Annotated in this window: 15 protein-coding genes; 8 read left to right on the top strand and 7 right to left on the bottom strand. The window is 42.4% G+C overall.

Annotated features, from left to right (window positions below; genetic code table 11):
- Positions 1 to 25 precede the first annotated feature (25 nt).
- The 5 genes from ACVS9P_RS08130 to murD all read right to left on the bottom strand — a co-directional run bounded on the left by ACVS9P_RS08130 (position 26) and on the right by murD (position 5,588).
- On the bottom strand, positions 26 to 1,303 hold the full coding sequence (locus tag ACVS9P_RS08130) for a methionine gamma-lyase family protein (protein ID WP_452103080.1): 1,278 nt from the start codon (positions 1,301 to 1,303) through the stop codon (positions 26 to 28).
- A gap of 23 nt (positions 1,304 to 1,326) precedes the next feature.
- Positions 1,327 to 2,055: a GNAT family N-acetyltransferase gene (locus ACVS9P_RS08125; protein ID WP_452103079.1), complete on the bottom strand. Its 729-nt coding sequence runs from the start codon at positions 2,053 to 2,055 to the stop codon at positions 1,327 to 1,329.
- The gene (locus tag ACVS9P_RS08120) at positions 2,052 to 3,074 is read right to left on the bottom strand and encodes a M42 family metallopeptidase (RefSeq protein ID WP_452103078.1); all 1,023 of its coding nucleotides are present in this window, start codon (positions 3,072 to 3,074) and stop codon (positions 2,052 to 2,054) included. The genes ACVS9P_RS08125 and ACVS9P_RS08120 overlap by 4 nt, the downstream gene beginning before the upstream one ends.
- Complete coding sequence (locus ACVS9P_RS08115; RefSeq protein ID WP_452103077.1) at positions 3,074 to 4,081, bottom strand: M20/M25/M40 family metallo-hydrolase; 1,008 nt, start codon at positions 4,079 to 4,081, stop codon at positions 3,074 to 3,076. Before ACVS9P_RS08115 ends, ACVS9P_RS08120 begins: the two co-directional genes overlap by 1 nt.
- Positions 4,082 to 4,202: 121 nt before the next feature.
- On the bottom strand, positions 4,203 to 5,588 hold the full coding sequence (gene murD / locus ACVS9P_RS08110) for a UDP-N-acetylmuramoyl-L-alanine--D-glutamate ligase (RefSeq protein WP_452103076.1): 1,386 nt from the start codon (positions 5,586 to 5,588) through the stop codon (positions 4,203 to 4,205).
- Between the two features lie 149 nt (positions 5,589 to 5,737).
- Between murD and ACVS9P_RS08105 the strand changes: the two genes are divergently transcribed.
- A complete protein-coding gene (locus ACVS9P_RS08105) occupies positions 5,738 to 7,006 on the top strand; it encodes a PepSY1/2 domain-containing protein (protein ID WP_452103075.1) in 1,269 nt (422 codons plus the stop codon).
- A 124-nt stretch (positions 7,007 to 7,130) separates the two neighbouring features.
- Here the strand turns inward: ACVS9P_RS08105 and ACVS9P_RS08100 are convergent, their stop codons facing one another.
- Complete coding sequence (locus ACVS9P_RS08100) at positions 7,131 to 8,309, bottom strand: iron-containing alcohol dehydrogenase (protein ID WP_452103074.1); 1,179 nt, start codon at positions 8,307 to 8,309, stop codon at positions 7,131 to 7,133.
- Positions 8,310 to 8,546: 237 nt separating this feature from the next.
- Between ACVS9P_RS08100 and ACVS9P_RS08095 the strand changes: the two genes are divergently transcribed.
- Positions 8,547 to 9,998, top strand: coding sequence for an alanine/glycine:cation symporter family protein (locus ACVS9P_RS08095; protein WP_452103073.1), 1,452 nt, complete (start codon positions 8,547 to 8,549; stop codon positions 9,996 to 9,998).
- Here ACVS9P_RS08095 and ACVS9P_RS08090 read toward each other — a convergent pair.
- Complete coding sequence (locus tag ACVS9P_RS08090) at positions 9,973 to 10,407, bottom strand: GTP pyrophosphokinase (protein WP_452103072.1); 435 nt, start codon at positions 10,405 to 10,407, stop codon at positions 9,973 to 9,975. The genes ACVS9P_RS08095 and ACVS9P_RS08090 overlap by 26 nt on opposite strands.
- Positions 10,408 to 10,564: 157 nt before the next feature.
- Between ACVS9P_RS08090 and ACVS9P_RS08085 the strand changes: the two genes are divergently transcribed.
- From ACVS9P_RS08085 to gdhA, 6 genes are all read left to right on the top strand, one after another.
- Positions 10,565 to 11,587, top strand: a complete 1,023-nt coding sequence (locus ACVS9P_RS08085; RefSeq protein ID WP_452104688.1) for an aldo/keto reductase — start codon at positions 10,565 to 10,567, stop codon at positions 11,585 to 11,587.
- An 83-nt stretch (positions 11,588 to 11,670) separates the two neighbouring features.
- Positions 11,671 to 12,669 (top strand): YdcF family protein, encoded by a 999-nt coding sequence (locus tag ACVS9P_RS08080; RefSeq protein WP_452103071.1) that lies wholly within the window; start codon positions 11,671 to 11,673, stop codon positions 12,667 to 12,669.
- A gap of 14 nt (positions 12,670 to 12,683) precedes the next feature.
- On the top strand, positions 12,684 to 13,343 hold the full coding sequence (locus ACVS9P_RS08075; protein ID WP_452103070.1) for an HAD family hydrolase: 660 nt from the start codon (positions 12,684 to 12,686) through the stop codon (positions 13,341 to 13,343).
- A gap of 304 nt (positions 13,344 to 13,647) precedes the next feature.
- Complete coding sequence (locus tag ACVS9P_RS08070) at positions 13,648 to 14,928, top strand: ATP-binding protein (protein ID WP_452103069.1); 1,281 nt, start codon at positions 13,648 to 13,650, stop codon at positions 14,926 to 14,928.
- 3 nt (positions 14,929 to 14,931) lie between these two features.
- Positions 14,932 to 15,777, top strand: coding sequence for a response regulator (locus ACVS9P_RS08065; RefSeq protein ID WP_452103068.1), 846 nt, complete (start codon positions 14,932 to 14,934; stop codon positions 15,775 to 15,777).
- 527 nt (positions 15,778 to 16,304) lie between these two features.
- A complete protein-coding gene (gene gdhA, locus ACVS9P_RS08060; protein WP_452103064.1) occupies positions 16,305 to 17,657 on the top strand; it encodes an NADP-specific glutamate dehydrogenase in 1,353 nt (450 codons plus the stop codon).
- Positions 17,658 to 18,381 lie beyond the last annotated feature (724 nt).

Below are 18,381 nucleotides of genomic sequence, written 5' to 3'. Positions count from 1 at the left end.
TCAAAAATAAAGTGGGATTGCAACTTTATTTTCCTAAAAGCCCTTGTTCAAGCATAGATTGTGCTGCCAACATTGCACCTAAACGTCCGCTGTGAAAATTCAAAGCGCCTTGCATCCACGCAGCCCAAGGGGCGCGCAAAGGTGCGTCGGCTGAAAGTTCAATCGAAGCTCCCAAAGTAAAGGAACCGGCTGCCATAATCACTTTGCTGTCATAGCCAGGCATGTCCCATGGTTCCGGTGTTACAAAAGCGTCTACTGGAGCTCCTTTTTGAACGCCTTGACAAAATGCAATTAATGATTTTTCATTACGCAGCAGCAGTGTTTGGATAATATCAGCACGCGGTTCATCCCAACGCGGAGAAGTTTCATACCCAAATTGAGAAAATAGGGCAGAGGTGAAGACGGCCGTTTTAAGAGCTTCTCCGGTCACATGAGGAGCATGAAAAGCGCCCATAAAAAGTTCTCGGTTGTGTCCCAATGTGCATCCGATTTCACGTCCTGTTCCAGGAGTCGTTAACCGATAGGCACAGCTTTCAACCAAATCTTTTCTGCCTGCGATATAGCCTCCGGTGGGAGCAATGCCGCCACCCGGATTTTTGATAAGGGAGCCTGCCATGAGATCGGCACCATGAGAAGTGGGCTCCTCTTTCTCTACAAACTCACCATAGCAATTATCTACCATTGCAATACAATTTGGCGCCTCATTTTTGCAGATACGAATAATTTCTTCGATTTCTTCCACGAAAAGAGAAGGACGCAGATTGTATCCGCGGCTTCTTTGTATATAGACCATTTTAGGCTGAAGCTCATGAGTCCGCTTAGCAATTGCGGGAAGATCGGGCTTTCCGTCGGGAGTCAAATCAACCTGCTCATAGTGAATGTCAAACTCCTTTAGAGAACCATTCCCATCGCCGGTCAGGCCAATGACGCTTTGAAGGGTATCATATGGCAGTCCGGTTACGCAGAGCATTGTATCTCCCGGCCGCAAAACACCAAACAAAGCTATGGTTAGCGCATGTGTTCCAGAGACAAAATTATGACGAACCAGTGCATCCTCAGCACCTAAGGCTCTTGCGTAGACTTGATCCAGCACCTCACGGCCGCGGTCACCATATCCATATCCGGTACTCGCAGCAAAGTGGCTTTCACTCACACCGCTTTCGAGAAAAGCGGCAAGCATTTTTTGCTGATTATAATCTGTTGTTTTTTCGATTTCATGTAACTGAGGCTTAGCTTCTTGCAGAGCATGATCAGCAGCTTTTTTTATGGAATCGTCAATTTTAAAATAAGGATATAAATTCAAGAGAGGTTCTCCTTTGTTATGTTTTAAGATAAGACTTTCATTTCAATCCATCGACCACAGATATGGTATCCAAGAGATTGATAATAGGAGCAAAGGGAATTTTCACAGCAGAGAAAGAGAGTCCGTTTCGGAAGATAAACCGGAACGGCTTCTATTATAGCTGAAAAAATTCCGTGTCGACGTCGATTCGGATGAACTGCTCCGGAAAAAAGCAGAGCATTTTTGGGGGATATGCAGGCTGCAAGACATGCAATCAGATCATCGTGTTCCATGATTCCCCAGACATCGGCTGTCTGATGGCGAATTCGATGATTAAGATCGAGATAAAAGGGCTCAAAATTCGAAACCGAGAAAGATGGCGATTGGCATGCTTTTAAAAGTGCGTGCATTTTTTTTAGTGAAATTGGATGAGAAAGATTCCAAGGAATTGCAGGGTGCTCTGAATCTCGTATCATTTCGGGGCCTTGATCCGAGACTAAGAATCTAAGCTTTTTAGAAAGACAAGGATTTTCACAAAAAACAGTTTTTGCACCCGAAAAGTGAATAAATTCCTGTAATTCTAAAGAATCTTCAAAATCGCCCGCAAGGGTCATAACGTCATCCATTAAAGAAATGCAGCCGGACTTTTCGCGCCAGAAATGAAGAAAAGGCATTTCTGTTCCATAGCCCAGTGCCATAGAAAAGATGCGGCAGCCTAATGGGGAATTGTCCCATGGGGCTAGTTCCTGCGAGTCTTGTATCAGATGAATCATTCGCCTGCAATCCGTTCTGCCATCAAAGCAATCAGAGGTTTTGCGTCCTCATAGTCTTTACAGCTGATTACACTCATCGGGGAATGCAGATAGCGGCCTGGAAGGCTGACAGCAACGGTGCGAACTCCACTTCGGCTGGTATGAATGGCACCTGCATCATTGCCGCCTGCAACCGCCTGCTTATACTGGCAGGAAAGCCCTGCTTTTTTTGCTTCTTCAAAAGCTATGCGGCAATATTCCCGATCATAGATTGTTCGTTTGTCCATAAAGGAAATCACGGGACCTTTTCCTAAAAAACAGACCCGATTTTCCGGAGCCATTCCAGCAACATCTGCGGCCGTTGTAGTTTCTACAACGATAGAAGCCTGCGGCTGATCGGCAAATGCTGCGGTTTTAGAACCGTTAAGTCCCACTTCTTCCTGTACGGCAAATAAAAAATCGGTGTCGTATTTCCATTCCGTTTTCTGCATGAGAAAAATCAAAATTGCACATCCGGCGCGATCGTCCAGAGCAGGGCTCATGATGGTATGGCCATTTTCATAAAAGATGCGTTCAAAAGTGACGCTGTCTCCCGGAGAAACTACGCTGCTTGCCTCTTCTTTTCCAGAAGCACCGATGTCGATTGCCAAATCTTCAATAGGGACAGTTTTTTCGCGTTCGGCAGCCGAAAGAACATGAATTGGCTTCATTCCGATGACGCCAGGAATTTCGTGATCGCCGATTTTGACGGTGCGTCCTGCCAGCACCCGCGGATCAATTCCACCGACAGCGGTAAAACGAAGCAGCCCTTCTTTTCCAATATGAGTGATGATCATGCCGACTTCATCCATATGGGCACTGATGAGAAGCTTTGTTTTTGCAGGATATTTTCCTTTTTTATGCGCTAAAATGCTGCCAAGTGGCGTAATAGAAACGGAATCCGCAAAAGGCCCAATTTCTTTAAGAATTTTTTGTTGCACCAGTTTTTCGTCGCCGGAAATTCCACGAATGGAGCAAAGTTCCTTTAAAATTTGATCCATTATTTCACCTCCCGCAGATAAGCCGCCATCAGTTGAGCAGCGTTTTCGAGATCATCGGTATCGACCACTTCGCAGGCGGTATGCATATAACGAAGCGGTACACTCAAAAGGGCTGTGTGTACTCCGTTTTGTGTTGTTGCAATCGCGTCGGAATTGGTTCCGGTGTCACCGCCCATAACGTCCCATTTATAGGGGATGTTCCTCTTTTCAGCAAGAGAAGCCAATTTCTGATACATTGATCGATCCAAAACGGGAGCAACCCCGATCATTACGCCTTTTCCAAGAGGAAGGCTGACTTCTTCCCGAACGCCGGGCTGATCGCCAAAACTGACGTCTACGCAAATAGCACGTGTTGGAGAAAGCCCGAAAGCACCGGTGACTGCACCTTGTCCGCCAATTTCTTCTCTTGTGCTGAACAGAACGGAAATGCCGCAGGATAAAGTCTCTTCTTTTAGAAGATGAATACAGCGAATCAGAATGGCTGCACCGGCACGGTTATCCAAAGCGGCGGAGGCAAAGCGAGTCTTTAAAAGCTTTTGCGGCTGATATTGAGGGATTACGCGGTCCCCCGGGGTTACAAGAGATTTTACTTTTTCAGAGGGAAGGCCTAAATCCACTGTCATCTTTGTAATGGCTGGAACAGTATCGCTTTTACCATCGGAGAGATGCGGCGGCAAATTTCCAATTACACCGAAGAGGGTCTCTTTTCCGAAGACAGTTACGGGACATCCCGGAAGGACTCTTCGATCCGCACCGCCGCAGCGGTCAATATGAAGAAATCCTTCCTCATCAATTCCCGTGACGATTAGTCCTACCTGATCCATATGAGCGTCCAGAAGCACCTGCTCTTTTGCATGAGGATCTCCTAAAAACACAATGCCGTTTCCGAGCGTATCTCGTCTGCCGGAGAGTCCGCTTAATTCAATGGCCGTCTTTATGGGGGCTCCTTCATCTCCGCTGGTGCCGCGGCTTTGACATAGTTGGGTTAAAATATCTGTTAATTTCATGAATCCAAAGGTCCTTTCAAAGAACAAATTAGATTAAAATAAAAATTGATTCAATCATAAAAAAAGATTAGCAAAGTTAAAATGACAAAACAATAAAATGCTGAAAATCATCAAAGCCCAATTAAAGAGCCATGACCATCTCTTTGAAGGTGTTGCCCCGAATTACAAAGTTTGGGAACATATCATAGCTTGCACAGGCGGGGGAAAGAGCAACAACATCACCACTTTGGGCTTCTTTGCTGCAGAGGTCGACGGCCTCTTGCAGAGTGGAAACATGCAGAATCTTTGGGGCACCGTCTTTGTAACCGGCAGCAGCTTTTACAGCAGCTTCGATTTTGGGGGCTGTGTTGCCGAGAAGAACCAGCGTCTTTACATGGTCACAGATTGGTTGACCCAAAGGCTCGAATGGAATTTTTTTGTCGTAGCCGCCGGCAATTAAAATCAGCTTTTCGGAGAAAATAGAAAGCATTCCCTTTATTGTACGGCTGGGCGTTGTTGCAATCGAATCATTATACCAGCGAACACCATTCAATTCACGGACGAATTCGGCGCGGTGGGCAACGCCGGGAAAAGTTTTTGCTACGGTTGTTACATCATCCGGAGAAACAAAGCTAAAGGAAGCACAGATTGCAGCCATATAATTTTCAATATTATGGCTGCCGGGAATCCGGATATCTTTGGTATCCAGAACGACGGTGTCTTTTCCCTGATCAGAAAAAATGATCTGTTCATTTTTATTGAGCCAGCAGCCATGTTCTACTTTTTGCTTGCGGCTAAAATATAGCAGCCGACCGCGCACTTCAGGGGCAAAGGAAGCAGAAATTTCATTATCCAAATTTAAGACAGCTCGGCCGAACGCATTCTGATGCAGAATGATGTTCTTTTTGGCGTTAATATATTCATTCATGTCTTTGTGCATATCCAAATGATTGGGAGTAATATTTGTTACGATACCGACCATCGGGCTGCGTCTCATGCTGATTAGCTGAAAACTCGAAAGCTCTGCAACCACAACGTCATTCGGTTTGATCGTTTCAACTTTTGGAAGAAGCGGAGTACCGATATTGCCGCCTACATGGACCGTCTTGCCAGATTTTTTTAGAATTTCGGCAAGAATACTGGTAGTTGTTGTTTTTCCATCAGAGCCGGTAATTCCAAAAATCGGACAAGGGCAGACGTCAAAGAAAACTTCCATTTCGCTTGTGACAATTTGACCGTTTTTGCGTGCCGTTTCCAGTTCGGGAAGATGAAATCGAATGCCGGGCGTACGGAAAATAATCTCTTCATGAAGATCATTGAGATAGTCGTCTCCTAGAACCAGACGAACGCCGGCTTTTTCCAGTTCTGTTGCGGTATCACCCAACTTTTCATAGCTGCGGCGGTCACGGCCGGTTACAATTGCACCCTTTTGCGAAAAAGTTTTTGCGAGGGGAACGTTGCTTCCGCCTAAGCCACAGAAAGCAATCGTTTTGCCCTTAATGGATTTATAAAATTCCTCCATCGTCATGCTTTAGTTCCTCCACATTTGATTTGGATTTTGTTTAAAAAAAGATAGATAATTAAAAAATAGTATACGCCTTTTGGGGTCAATTTGCAATTTGTATAATCTAAAAATACGAGGTAAAGACTATAGAAAAAAAGAGGAGGTTATAGAAAATGACCCGGAAACAAATTATCATGTCCACAGTTGCGGCTGCGATTGTTCTGACCGCAGGTGGTTTTGCGGTTAAAAACGGAATGGAAGCAAAAGCAGCACAGCAGAATCTAAATTATAGTTATACAAGAGCAATGGGAGACTTGCGGGACAGCATAAAAAGTGTACAGACTACATTGGGAAAGGGCTCCTATGCCAATACGGCAACACAGCAAACCGGACTTGCAGCCAGGCTGGTGAGACAGACAAGCCTGGCAAAAGGGGCTTTGAGCGCCTTGCCTGTCGATGACGATTCTCTTAATACAGTTTCTAAATTTATCACGCAGGTGGGAGATTTCTCTATGACGCTTTCTGAGGAAGTCAGCGCCGGCAAACAAATTACAGACGAACAGTATGATACCATGAAGCAGCTTTCCAAATATGCACAGACTTTGAATCAAGATTTAACGGATGTAAAACCAGTCTTTAATGGGCAATTTTCAGATCAGTTAAAAGAGACGGCGGAAGATTTTACCGATTTTCCATCCCTCATTTATGATGGACCGTTTTCTGATGAAGTTATGCAGAAAAAGCCTCAATTTTTGGAAGGAAAAGAAGACATTTCTCAGGGAAACGCAGCGCTCAACGCAGAAAAGTTTCTGGGAATTGATGTGAATTTGCTAAATCATACACAGGATACAGAAGGAAATCTTCCCACTTATAATTTTACTTTAGAAAGTGCAAAAGTGAGCGTTTCTAAACAGGGAGGAGAGGTAGTCACTTACGAAAACACCCGGGAAATTTCAGAAGAAAACGTCAGCGTAGAAGATGCGAAAACATCAGCGGAAAATTTTCTATCTTCACGGGGACTGTCCAATATGACAGAGCGCTATTATGTGCAGCATGATGGAAGAGTGACTTTTAATTTTGCATTTCAGCAGGGAGATGCCTGTTGTTACCCGGATTTAATTAAGGTATCTGTCGCACTGGATAATGGAGAAATTACAGAATATAATGCTACCGGATATATTATGAACCATAAAGAGAGAGAAATTCCGTCGCCGGAACTTTCTGTAGAGCAAGCACAGGAAAAGGTTAGTCCACATTTGACGGTAAAATCTCATCGGCTTTCTCTGATTCCCACAAAGGGATCTACAGAAACGCTGTGCTGGGAATTTCTATGTGATGGGGATAATGGGGATCAGGTATTGGTTTATATCAATGCCAAAACTGGATTTGAAGAACAAATTTTAATTTTGGAAACTGGAGACCTTGGTACGTTGGTTTTTTAAAAAAAGGTAAAAAAAGCCGGGCGGAAATTTCCGTCCGGCTTTTTTGTGCGGAAAGTGCGTGAGCTTTCCTACACTGATATTAAAAATAGGGGGTTACAAATTATAAAAGACCAAAAGCAAAAAATCAGAAATCTACCGGTGTTCCATAATAAATGCAGGTAAACAAATGTTCCATTTCTTTTGGCGTGATAGAGCGCGGGTTGGAACCAGTGCAGGCATCACCGATTGCGTCTTCTGAAATTTTGGAAAGCTTTTGCTTAAATTCGTCTTCATCAATTCCAAAACTTTTTAATGTACGCGGAATTGAGAAGTGATCATTATAACTCCAGATACGCTCACAGAGAGTGAACATCTGGGATTTTTTATCGCCTTCGATTCCCAGCATATCGGCAATTTCATGGTAACGCTCTAACGCTTCGGGATCCTTTGCATTATATTGAATGACATAAGGCAGATAAATAGCGTTGGCACAGCCGTGTGGAATATGTCCGGTAGAAAATGCCGCACCGGTTTTGTGTGCCATTGAATGAACAATTCCCAAAAGTGCGTTGGAGAATGCCATTCCTGCAAGGCACTGTGCATAGTGCATCTGCTCACGGGCTTCATGATCACCCTTATAAGAATCCGGCAGATATTTAAAAACCATCGAGATCGCCTTAAGTGCTAAAGGATCGGTGAAGGGGCCGTGAAGTTTAGAGACGTAAGCCTCTGTTGCATGAGTAAGAGCATCCATGCCGGTATAAGCGGTTAGCTTCTGAGGCATCGTCTCGGCAAGATCAGGGTCGACAATCGCAATGTCCGGTGTAATATTAAAATCTGCCAGCGGATATTTAATTCCTTTTTGATAATCAGTAATTACAGAGAAAGCGGTTACTTCGGTTGCAGTGCCAGAGGTAGAAGGAATCGCCAGAAAATGTGCTTTTTTCCGTAAGGTTGGAAAACTAAATGGCGTAATCAGATCTTCAAATTTGGTTTCGGGATATTCATAGAAGACCCACATTGCTTTTGCGGCATCGATCGGGGAACCGCCGCCGATCGAAACAATCCAGTCGGGTTCAAATTCGCGCATTGCCGCAGCGCCTCTCATGACAGTCTCTACCGAAGGATCAGGTTCTACGCCTTCAAAAAGACGGGTTTCAATACCGGCGGTTTTTAAATTTTCGAGGACTTTATCCAAAAAGCCAAACCGTTTCATTGAGCTGCCGCCCACAACAACCATTGCCTTTTTTCCGGAGAGCTCCTTTAATACATCCAGAGTTCCTCTGCCATAGTAAATATCACGTGGAAGTGTAAAACGTGCCATCTTTTGATTCCCCCTTAAATATTTTTAAACTGAACATTATCTTTTCCATAAAACTGCATTCTAAGCAGAATTGTGGAATCTTTGTGATCAGTTTATTTATTTCGTTTATATTTTAACAAACGAAGTCGGTTTTGTATATTGGGAAAATCAACAATCTATCGGGCATATTTTTAGAGCATATTTTTTGGAATGCTTGTTATTTTCCCGACGGATATTTTGAAAGGAGGTTTCATAAGAATGATAAGGTCTATTTTGATCATTTTGGAGGCGCTGATTTTGTATTTTTTAAAGACGGTTGATGCTTTTATCTGGGGGCCGGGATTGCTAACTCTGCTTATGGGAACCGGCGCTTTTTTAACTTTGCGTCTCCACTTTCTGCCGTGGAAAAATCTTTCGAAAGCTTTACACTTTGCGCTTAGTCCAAAAGCACGCAGTACTGTAAAAGACGGTGGAATTTCTCCCTTTTCTGCTTTGATGACGGCGCTTGCCTCTACCATAGGCACAGGGAATATTGTTGGAGTTTCTACCGCATTGGTCTTAGGCGGTCCGGGCGCGCTGATTTGGATGGAGATCTCAGCACTCTTGGGACTTGCTACAAAATATGCGGAATGTATGTTGGCGGCAAAATACCGCAGAAAAAATAAAATGGGCGAGATGATCGGAGGATCCATGTATCCGCTGCAGGAGCGTTTTCCTTTTCATTCTATAGGAAGAATGCTAGCAATCCTCTTTGCCGTCTTTGCAGTGCTGGCATCCTTTGGAATCGGAAATATGACGCAGGCAAATTCTGTATCGGAAGCACTTTATGTGACTTTTGGAGTTTCGCCGACCATCAGCGGAATCGTGCTGATGGTGTTGACTTTTATCATTTTAATTGGAGGAATTCGCAGTATTTCTAAAATTTCCTCTGTTTTGATTCCGGCCATGTCAATTCTTTATCTGATCGGTGGAACAATTGTGATCCTTGGGAATTTTCAAAACCTTCCCAGCGGGATTATTGAAATTTTTCACCTTGCCTTTTCTCCTAAAGCGGCGGCAGCAGGAGCGGGAGGAACAATTTTAGCCTCTATGCAGAGGGCGGCAAAATGGGGAATTGCCCGCGGCGTTTTTTCCAATGAGGCGGGGATGGGTTCCGCTACATTTACAGCGGCGGCAGCTTCTTCAAAAGATCCTGTAGAAATCGGCTATCTCAGCATGACTGGAGTCTTTTTTGATACCACTGTCATCTGCACGATAACCGGGCTTGCAATCGTTGCTTCCGGCGTACTGGGCATTACCGATCCTAATGGAAACCCGGTTGAAGGAGCGGCTTTGACCATTGCTGCTTTTGAGACGGTTCTCGGACCGTTTGGAGGAAAGCTGATTGCGATTGGAATTACTTTGTTTGCCTTTTCTACCATTATTGGCTGGGCTTATAATGGAGAAAAAGCGCTGGAATACTTATTGCCGAAACTTTCTTACCGCAAAATTTACCGAGTCTTTTATACGATCGCTGTTCTTGTAGGGGCAACCATACCGTTGGAAGCGGTATGGACTTTTTCCGATATTATGAATGGCTTAATGGCAGGGCCAAATTTGATTTGCCTTTTGGCACTTAGCGGGGAGATCGCCCGAGATACCTTTGCAGAGGAAACAAAAGAGCAAAAGAAAAAAATGGTATCAGTTAAAAGTTCTTCTGTATTTTCTTGAGAAAACCAAGCTTTTCACGATATTTTTGAGTACGCGCGAAATCTTTTTGAGTGGGAGCGGAAATTCTGGAAAGATCAGCATTATGTTCCAGATCAGCGATCTTTACAATGACTGCATCGTGATTTATAGAAAGACGCAGAAGATAGTCATCATAGGATTCGCCTTTTTTGCGGGAAAGTGCCGTTACCGCCAAAATCGTTCGCGCGGAAAAGCCTGCGGATTTTAAATCATCTGCAGTGAAAACGGTATCCTCAATCACGTCATGGAGCAGAGCGATTACTTTTAAAGGAATCGCTTTTACTTTTCCGGAAACTGCGAGTGGGTGTAGAAAATAGTCGTTTCCGCCTTTGTCGACTTGTCCGAGATGTGCTTTTTGTGCGAAAAAGTAAGCTTTTGTCAGTTCGTTCAAAATGAGAGCTTCCTTTCGGGTTCAAATAAGATTATGGTAAAAAGCACTTTGAAATTTGTCAAGAAAAATTCTCCCGAATTCCGGGAAAAAGATTGCGCTTTTTGTTGATTTTTATTATAATGAAAATAGTTGTGATTAAAAAAAAGAGGGCGTTATGATGGAAAAAGTCGTTTTGGGAAAAACCGGCATTACGGTGAGCAAAAATGGATTTGGCGCATTGCCGATTCAGAGAATTTCAAAACCGGAGGCAGTTCACCTTTTAAGACGAGCCTATGAGGGCGGAATTACTTTCTTTGATACGGCACGCAGTTATTCTGATAGTGAAGAAAAACTCGGTGCCGCATTTTCTGATCTGCGCGAAAAAGTCTATATTTCCAGTAAAACGCCGTCTTTGACAGCAGAAGGATTCTGGAAAGATCTTGATACCGGTTTATTAAAACTCAAGACCGACTATATTGATATTTATCAGTTTCATAATCCTTCTTTTTGCCCAAAACCGGGAGATGGGACGGGCCTCTACGAAGCGATGGAAAAAGCAAAAGGACAGGGAAAAATCCGCTTTATCGGGATCACCAATCATCGCCTTTCGGTTGCGAAAGAAGCGATCGATTCCGGACTCTATGATACCATTCAGTTCCCATTTTGTTATCTTGCGACGCAAAAAGATTTGGAGATCGTCAATGGTGCAAAAGAGAAAAACATGGGATTTTTAGCGATGAAAGCACTTTCTGGCGGATTGATTCATAATGCGGGGGCCGCCTATGCTTATTTAAGCGCGTTTCCGCAGGTGCTTCCACTCTGGGGAATCCAGCGCGAGTCGGAATTGGACGAGTTTTTATCTTTTCAAGAGAATCCTCCGAAAATGAATTCGGAATATGAAAAAATAATTGATGAGGATCGAAAAACTCTGCAGGGGGATTTCTGCCGAGGCTGTGGTTATTGTATGCCATGCCCTGCAGGAATTGAGATCAATAACTGCGCCAGAATGTCGCTGCTTTTGAGAAGAGCCCCTTCTAAAGCATATTTAACACAGGAATTTCAGCAAAAAATGAAAAAGATAGAAAACTGTCTGCATTGTGGTGCCTGTATGAAAAAATGTCCGTATGGGCTAAATACGCCAAGACTTCTGGAAGAAAATCTAAAAGATTATAAAGAAGTGCTTGCAGGAAAGAAAATTTAAAAGGAGGCTTTAAAAAAGTCTCTTTTTTTGAGAAAAATTTTGAAAATAGGGCTGTAAAATGAACCCGGAGGGGAGAAAAAAGTTTGATTTTTTTGTTTTTTGGAGTCATCTGCGGCGCTTTGACGTTGAGCTCAATCATTCGAGAACCACGTCAGTTTCGCAACAGCATATTTCTCCTGACAACAATTTTTTTCCTCTTTTCCGGGATTATGATGGAAAGCAATCATGCTCCGTTAATTGCGACCATTTTATCTTTAATTCTTGTAATTGTAATTCCGCTCAGCGTTTTGGCAGTGGCAGTTTTTCTTCTGATCAACGGCGTCATTATGGTGAGAAAAGAGGGCAGACGAATTCAGAATTTGCTGTCATTTGGTGCCGGTATGGCAATCTTTCTGGTCATTGGTTTCATTCTTTATATGGCTGTTATAGAACAAAACATGTCGGCAAATAAAATGGCTTTTGTTATTTTGATCATCTGTTTAAGTGCTTATATCGGTTTTACCTTTGTCGCATTTTTGCTCTATTCTTTTTTATATAGTCACCTACCTAAAGAAGTAAAATGTGACTATGTGATTATTCATGGAGCGGGATTGCTCCATGGGAACCAAATTTCGCCGCTTTTGACAGGCAGAATTGAAAAGGGAATAGAGGTCTATCGAAAAGGCGGCTGCCGGGCAAAATTTGTGGTTTCCGGTGGAAAAGGAGCAGATGAGACAATCTCAGAAGCAGAGGCGATGCGGGATTATCTGATTAAGAGAGGAATTCCGGATTCAAAAATCTTGATGGAGAAAGAATCAAAAACAACTTTTGAAAATCTTCAGTTTTGTCGGAAACTGCTCGATCCAATTAGAAGGCCATATCACTGCATTTTTGTTACCAGTAATTACCGTGTGTTTCGTACAAGCCTTTATGCCAGAAAGATTGGGATTGATGCCCAAGGCGTCGGGAGCAAGACAGCTCTTTATTATTGGCCCAGCGCGGTTATCCGAGAGTATGTTGCGGTGATGAAGCAATTCAAATGGGGATTTCTGGTTCCAATGATTCCATGGCTGCTTTTCTATTTAGTTAGCTGCAGTAACTGAGAAGGAGTTATTTTATGATCAAAGCGATTGCATTCGATATGGATGGTGTTTTATTCGATACGGAACGAATTAGTAAAAGCACATGGACTCAGGTTGGAAAAGAATGGAACCTTCCGGGAGTTGAGAATCTTTTAAACCGTGCAATGGGACTTAATTATGAGGATACCAGAGCCTTATTTTTTGAAAAGTATGGAAAAGATTTTCCTTATGATGACTTTCGTACCCGCTGCTCAGAAATTTTTGAGGAAGAACTTTTAAAAGAAGGACTTCCGATGAAGCCTGGTGTTTTAGAAATTTTATCTTACTTAAAAGAAGCGAAAATCCCGGTGGCTCTTTCTACTTCCACTAGACGAGTAAAAACGATTGCACATTTAAAAGAAGCGGGGATTGAAGATTATTTTAAAGTGGTCGTAACGGGAGATACGGTTAAGCACAGTAAACCGAATCCTGAAATTTACTGCAATACCTGTAGGGCCCTTGGGACTGCTCCTCAGGAGACAATTGCAATAGAAGATTCCCCCAATGGGCTTCAATCTGCCCGCCGTGCCGGGATGTTTGTGGTAATGATACCTGATCAGGTGGAGCCTACCAAGGAATTAGAACCTTTTTATGATCGGGTCTTTCAGTCTCTGATTTGGCTTAAAGATTGGCTTTGTACAGATGTTTTTCAGTAAAGCCAGAATCAATCTAATTGTTCTAATCGTTTTTGGTCTGCAGAAATTTTTAGAAAATAAAGATTTGGTGCAAATATCAGAGAAAAAACGATAAAGACAAAATTATCAACAAATTTAGTTCACTTTACAAAGAAATTTCAAAGGACTATTCTGTTTTGCTTTTGGATATGTTATAATTTATTTAATATTTCAACTGTGACTTTTCACTTTATTTTTGAAACATAAAGAAATTTTGAAACTTTTCATGATTTAGAATTTGTATGATTAAATTTTGCTGAAGTTTCAGAAAGGATTCGGATTGCTCATGAATCGCAGAAGACAATGGAAAATGAATCTTCTGACAGGGGCTGTCACTGCAGTAATCTCTCAAATTTACTGGAATATCTTTCTCGATGATTTTCGTGTTTCTTTGGCTGTTGCGATTCTGCCGATCCTTTTGACGACGATTAATAAGGAAGAAAGTTCACTTGCAACCTGCGGATGTGTTTCCTGTATGGTGTTCCTTTTTCGCTGGGCCTTAGCTATTATAAATGGGCAAGGTGTCATTGGCAGCATGCAGACGATTCTTCCGGGAGGGCTGTTCTTCCTGTGCTATGGCCTCTTTTTTGAGATGATGGTTCGAAATAAGTATACGGCTTCTGTTACCCGCTTGACTTTGGCAGCTTTCAGCTGCGATTTTATTGCTAATCTTTTTGAAACACTGGTTCGCAGTAAACTGTTTTTTACATTGGTACAAGCAGAGAGAATTCTCTATCTGTTTGAGGTCGCTGCAATTCGAACCATCATTGTGGTGGTCTTACTGATCCTCCTAAAGAGTTATCGGACATTGCTCACGAAGGAGGAACATGAAAAGCGATATCAACGTTTGTTTTTGATGACGACTGGTCTCAAAACAGAACTTTATTTTATGCGTAAGAACACTGAAAATGTAGAGGCAATCATGGGAAATGCCTATCATTTATATGAGATGCTTTCCGATTTGGATGTTCCGCAGGAAACACAAAGGCTGTCTTTAGCGATTGCGCGGGATGTGCATGAGATCAAAAAAGATTATATTAGAATTATTCAGGGAATTGAAAAAGAGGTTGATGAGCAGTATCCGGAAAAGAAGATGCATCTTAAAGATATCCTGAATATTTTGCAGGAATCTACTTACCGAATGATGGAATCCAAAAACTTGGATATCAAACTGGATTTTCGTTATCAAAAGGATTTTCTTACAGATAAACATTATTCTCTCATGGCAATTCTTAAAAATCTCGAAAACAATGCAATTGAAGCGATCGCTTCCGTGCGTTCTTCGGGGCTGGTTGAAATTTTCGAACAGCAGGAAGGCGATTCCTATGTAGTTTCAGTGCGGGATGATGGCCCGGGTATTGCAGAGAAGAATCTGACCAAAATTTTTCAAATGGGATTTTCCACAAAATTTGATAAGCAAACCGGAAATATATACCGTGGCGTCGGACTAGCAGGCGTTAAGGCAGCCGTGGAAGAAGAATTTCATGGAAAATTAGAGGTTCGTTCGGCTTTGGGAGCGGGAACGGAATTTCGCATTACGATTCCGGTTGCGTCATTGGAGGGATAGCTTTTGAATATTTATATAGTGGAAGACGACCAGACGGTGATCGATATTCTTGAAGATATTATTGAAGAATATCATTTGGGGAAAATCTGCGGAGACTCTGGAGGAAAAGTTCCCGATGAGCAGGAGATCCTATCCCACAATCCGGATCTGATTCTTGTTGATTTCCTGATGCCCGAAAAAGATGGAATTCAGATCGTTCAAAACCTGAGAGAAATGAATTGCCATGCCAAATGTATTATGGTTTCGCAGGTGTCTGATAAAAAACTGATTGGAAAAGCTTATCATGCGGGGATCGATTTTTTTATTAGTAAACCGATCAATGTGATTGAAGTAAAAACGGTGATCGAAAATATTATTAACCAGATTGAGAATGAAAAGACGCTTTCGAATATTCGCAATATTTTTCAAAAAGATACCGCTCTTTCTCCTGTGAGAAAAGAGGAAAAAGACGATTTTTCCATGCGCCGCTATCAATACATATTAAATCAGCTGGGAATGTCTGGAGAGCGTGGCAGCGAAGATATTCTGAAAATGTGCCAGTATTTGCGGGAAAATAATGTTTCTTTATCGCAGATTAGTCTTGGACAGCTTTTTAAGACACTTACTCATACCCCTCAGAATATGGAACAACGAGTTCGGCGGGCGATTGCTGCGGGGATGTGTAATCTTGCCCATCTTGGGATAGAAGATTTTATGAACGAAACGTTTGAGCGCTATTCAGGGAGCCTGTTTCCATTTGAAGAAATCCGGGCAGAGATGGATTTTATTCGAGGGAAACGAGAGCGCGGAGGAAAAATCAATATCAAGAAATTTATAGACGGCTTGATGATCCTGACGGAACAAGGGTAAAGAGGATCAGAAGAGATGAAATAGAAGGAAAGGGGGTGAGGCAAGAAAAGGAAGTCGATCCGTGGCTTTAAGTTGAGAAGCTTTCAGAGGATTCGGAAAAGAATGAGAGAAATGTTTTTGTGATTGTGATGAATAGTTGAGAAAGAAACTGTTGATTACGTCAAAAGTACAAAAATATTTTTGAAGATTTGTATTTTTTTGTAGAATTCTGAAAGTCGGATGAACAATATAAATGAAAACAAGTGGTAGGGGATTGAAATATTAAGATAGATTAATCCTTAAGAGTTGTTTTCAGGGCCATGTGGCATTGTACAGTATGGTTGTATTTTACAGTTTTGCAGTAACTGTAAAAAAGAGATCATGCAGTGCAAAGATTTTTGCTTTGCTGTGCAAAAGTTTGCTTTGGATTGACTTCAAGACAGCAAAATGAGCTTTTTTTCAATGACTTAAAGAGGTTATGAAAAGAAGAAGGCTTTTTTTGTAGGAAAAGGAACAAAAAGTATTAACAAACGGAGGTAAATCAAATTATGAGCAAGTATGTTGACAGAGTAATTGCTGACCTGAAAAAGAAGAATGCGAATGAGCCTGAATTCCTGCAGACGGTGGAAGAAGTTTATTCTTCATTGGCACCGGTCGTGGATGCTCATCCGGAATATGAAAAAGCTGCACTGCTCGAGCGTATGGCTGAGCCTGAGCGTGTAATTCAGTTTCGTGTAACATGGGTAGATGATGCAGGTAAGGTACAGGTAAACCGTGGATTCCGTGTACAGTACAACAGCGCTATCGGACCTTACAAGGGCGGACTCCGGTTTGCTCCTTCCGTAAACCTTTCGATCATGAAATTCCTCGGCTTCGAGCAGACCTTTAAGGACAGCTTGACCACACTGCCGATGGGCGGTGCAAAGGGCGGTTCCGACTTTGATCCTCGTGGAAAGAGCGATGCAGAAGTTATGCGTTTCTGCCAGTCCTTCATGACCGAACTGTATCGTCATATTGGACCTGATGTAGATATTCCGGCAGGCGACCTTGGAGTTGGCGGACGTGAGATTGGTTTCCTGTATGGCCAGTATCGCCGTATCCGTGGAGCTTTTGAAAACGGAACCATCACCGGCAAGGGCCTTTCCTTCGGCGGCAGCTTGGTACGTCCGGAAGCAACGGGCTTCGGTTCTGTTTACTATCTGCAAGAAGTTCTCCGTCATGAAGGCGAAGAAGTAAAAGGTAAGAACATTGCACTGGCAGGCTTCGGCAACGTAGCATGGGGCGCAGCAACAAAGATTGCAGAACTCGGCGGCAAGGCAGTTACCCTGTCTGGCCCTGACGGCTACATCTATGATCCCGATGGTGTAACAACCAAAGAGAAATTGGACTTCATGCTCCAGATGCGTGCAAGCGGTCACGACAAGGTTCAGGATTATGCTGACAAGTTCCATTGCGAGTTTGTTGCTGGCAAGAAACCTTGGGAACGCAAAGTTGACATCGTAATGCCTTGCGCAACTCAGAACGATGTAGACCTTGAAGAAGCAAAGAAGATTGTCAATAATCATATTAAATATTACATCGAAGTTGCTAATATGCCGACAACCAACGAAGCATTGGTCTATTTGATGGGTCAGAAAAATATGATCGTAGCTCCTTCCAAGGCAGTTAACGCGGGCGGCGTTGCTGTTTCCGGATTGGAAATGAGCCAGAACGCAGAACATATCTGCTGGACAGCAGAAGAAGTTGGCGAGCGTCTGCACAGCATCATGAAGAATATCTATGATTCTTCCGTTGCAGCAGCAGAAGAGTATGGCCTAGGCTACAACCTTGTTGCCGGCGCAAACATCGCAGGCTTCAAGAAAGTTGCTGATGCTATGCTGGCACAGGGAATTTGCTACTAATTTGAAGTACATTCTTTATTGAACAACTCAAGAGGTTGATTGTGAAACCGGGACCTTTTATGGTTCCGGTTTCACAGTAATAAAGCGAAACTTTGAATAAGCTGCTGGATAGCAGAACATTGTTAAAGGGACCAAAAAGGATCAATGATTCTAGAAAATCCCTTCATTCAACCTGATTTTTACCGCACCGGCACTATTGGCCGATCGCTCCCTAATAACAGACAGAGTTCCCAACAAGCTCTGTCTGTTTTCTTATGAAAAAAAGGCACCCGAAAAAAATCGGGGGCCTTTTTGCTGTGAAGAAGATAAAGAATTTTATAGACTGTACTATCCTTTTAAGACCGAAATGATCTGATTGCAAAAGAATTCAATGATGATTATGCTGATTCACTTGTTATATGACACTTAGATAAAAAGCTTATTTGAAAAAGGAAAAGATTTACAAAATTCAAACAATTTAAAAATGTCAATTTTTGATGCATGATAATAGCTAACTTGGAAGAGTGTCAATAATTGAAAAAATTTTCTGCTAGCTAGTATTGGACTATCTAAAGAGTTTTTTAAATGTTCTAACTTTGGAACGCTTATAGATTTATAAATTGATTTCGCTGAAAATTTTATAAAAATTTTTGTTTAAAAAGATGTCTATGCTTCATAAGGAAAAGCAATCAAATATAAATTTAAACAGCAAAAATAAAAAGTAATATGAAATAAAAAATAGAAT

It is taken from the genome of Caproicibacterium sp. NSD3 (genome assembly GCF_053613275.1).
This window is presented reverse-complemented; position numbering and strand designations above follow the sequence as displayed.

Excerpts from the sequence above, each read along its gene's own strand:
- ACVS9P_RS08125 (WP_452103079.1), bottom strand. The coding sequence starts at position 2,055 with ATGATTCATCTGATACAAGACTCGCAGGAACTAGCCCCATGGGACAAT.
- ACVS9P_RS08120 (WP_452103078.1), bottom strand. The coding sequence starts at position 3,074 with ATGGATCAAATTTTAAAGGAACTTTGCTCCATTCGTGGAATTTCCGGC.
- ACVS9P_RS08115 (WP_452103077.1), bottom strand. The coding sequence starts at position 4,081 with ATGAAATTAACAGATATTTTAACCCAACTATGTCAAAGCCGCGGCACC.
- murD (WP_452103076.1), bottom strand. The coding sequence starts at position 5,588 with ATGACGATGGAGGAATTTTATAAATCCATTAAGGGCAAAACGATTGCT.
- ACVS9P_RS08105 (WP_452103075.1), top strand. The coding sequence starts at position 5,738 with ATGACCCGGAAACAAATTATCATGTCCACAGTTGCGGCTGCGATTGTT.
- ACVS9P_RS08100 (WP_452103074.1), bottom strand. The coding sequence starts at position 8,309 with ATGGCACGTTTTACACTTCCACGTGATATTTACTATGGCAGAGGAACT.
- ACVS9P_RS08095 (WP_452103073.1), top strand. The coding sequence starts at position 8,547 with ATGATAAGGTCTATTTTGATCATTTTGGAGGCGCTGATTTTGTATTTT.
- ACVS9P_RS08085 (WP_452104688.1), top strand. The coding sequence starts at position 10,565 with ATGGAAAAAGTCGTTTTGGGAAAAACCGGCATTACGGTGAGCAAAAAT.
- ACVS9P_RS08075 (WP_452103070.1), top strand. The coding sequence starts at position 12,684 with ATGATCAAAGCGATTGCATTCGATATGGATGGTGTTTTATTCGATACG.
- ACVS9P_RS08070 (WP_452103069.1), top strand. The coding sequence starts at position 13,648 with ATGAATCGCAGAAGACAATGGAAAATGAATCTTCTGACAGGGGCTGTC.
- gdhA (WP_452103064.1), top strand. The coding sequence starts at position 16,305 with ATGAGCAAGTATGTTGACAGAGTAATTGCTGACCTGAAAAAGAAGAAT.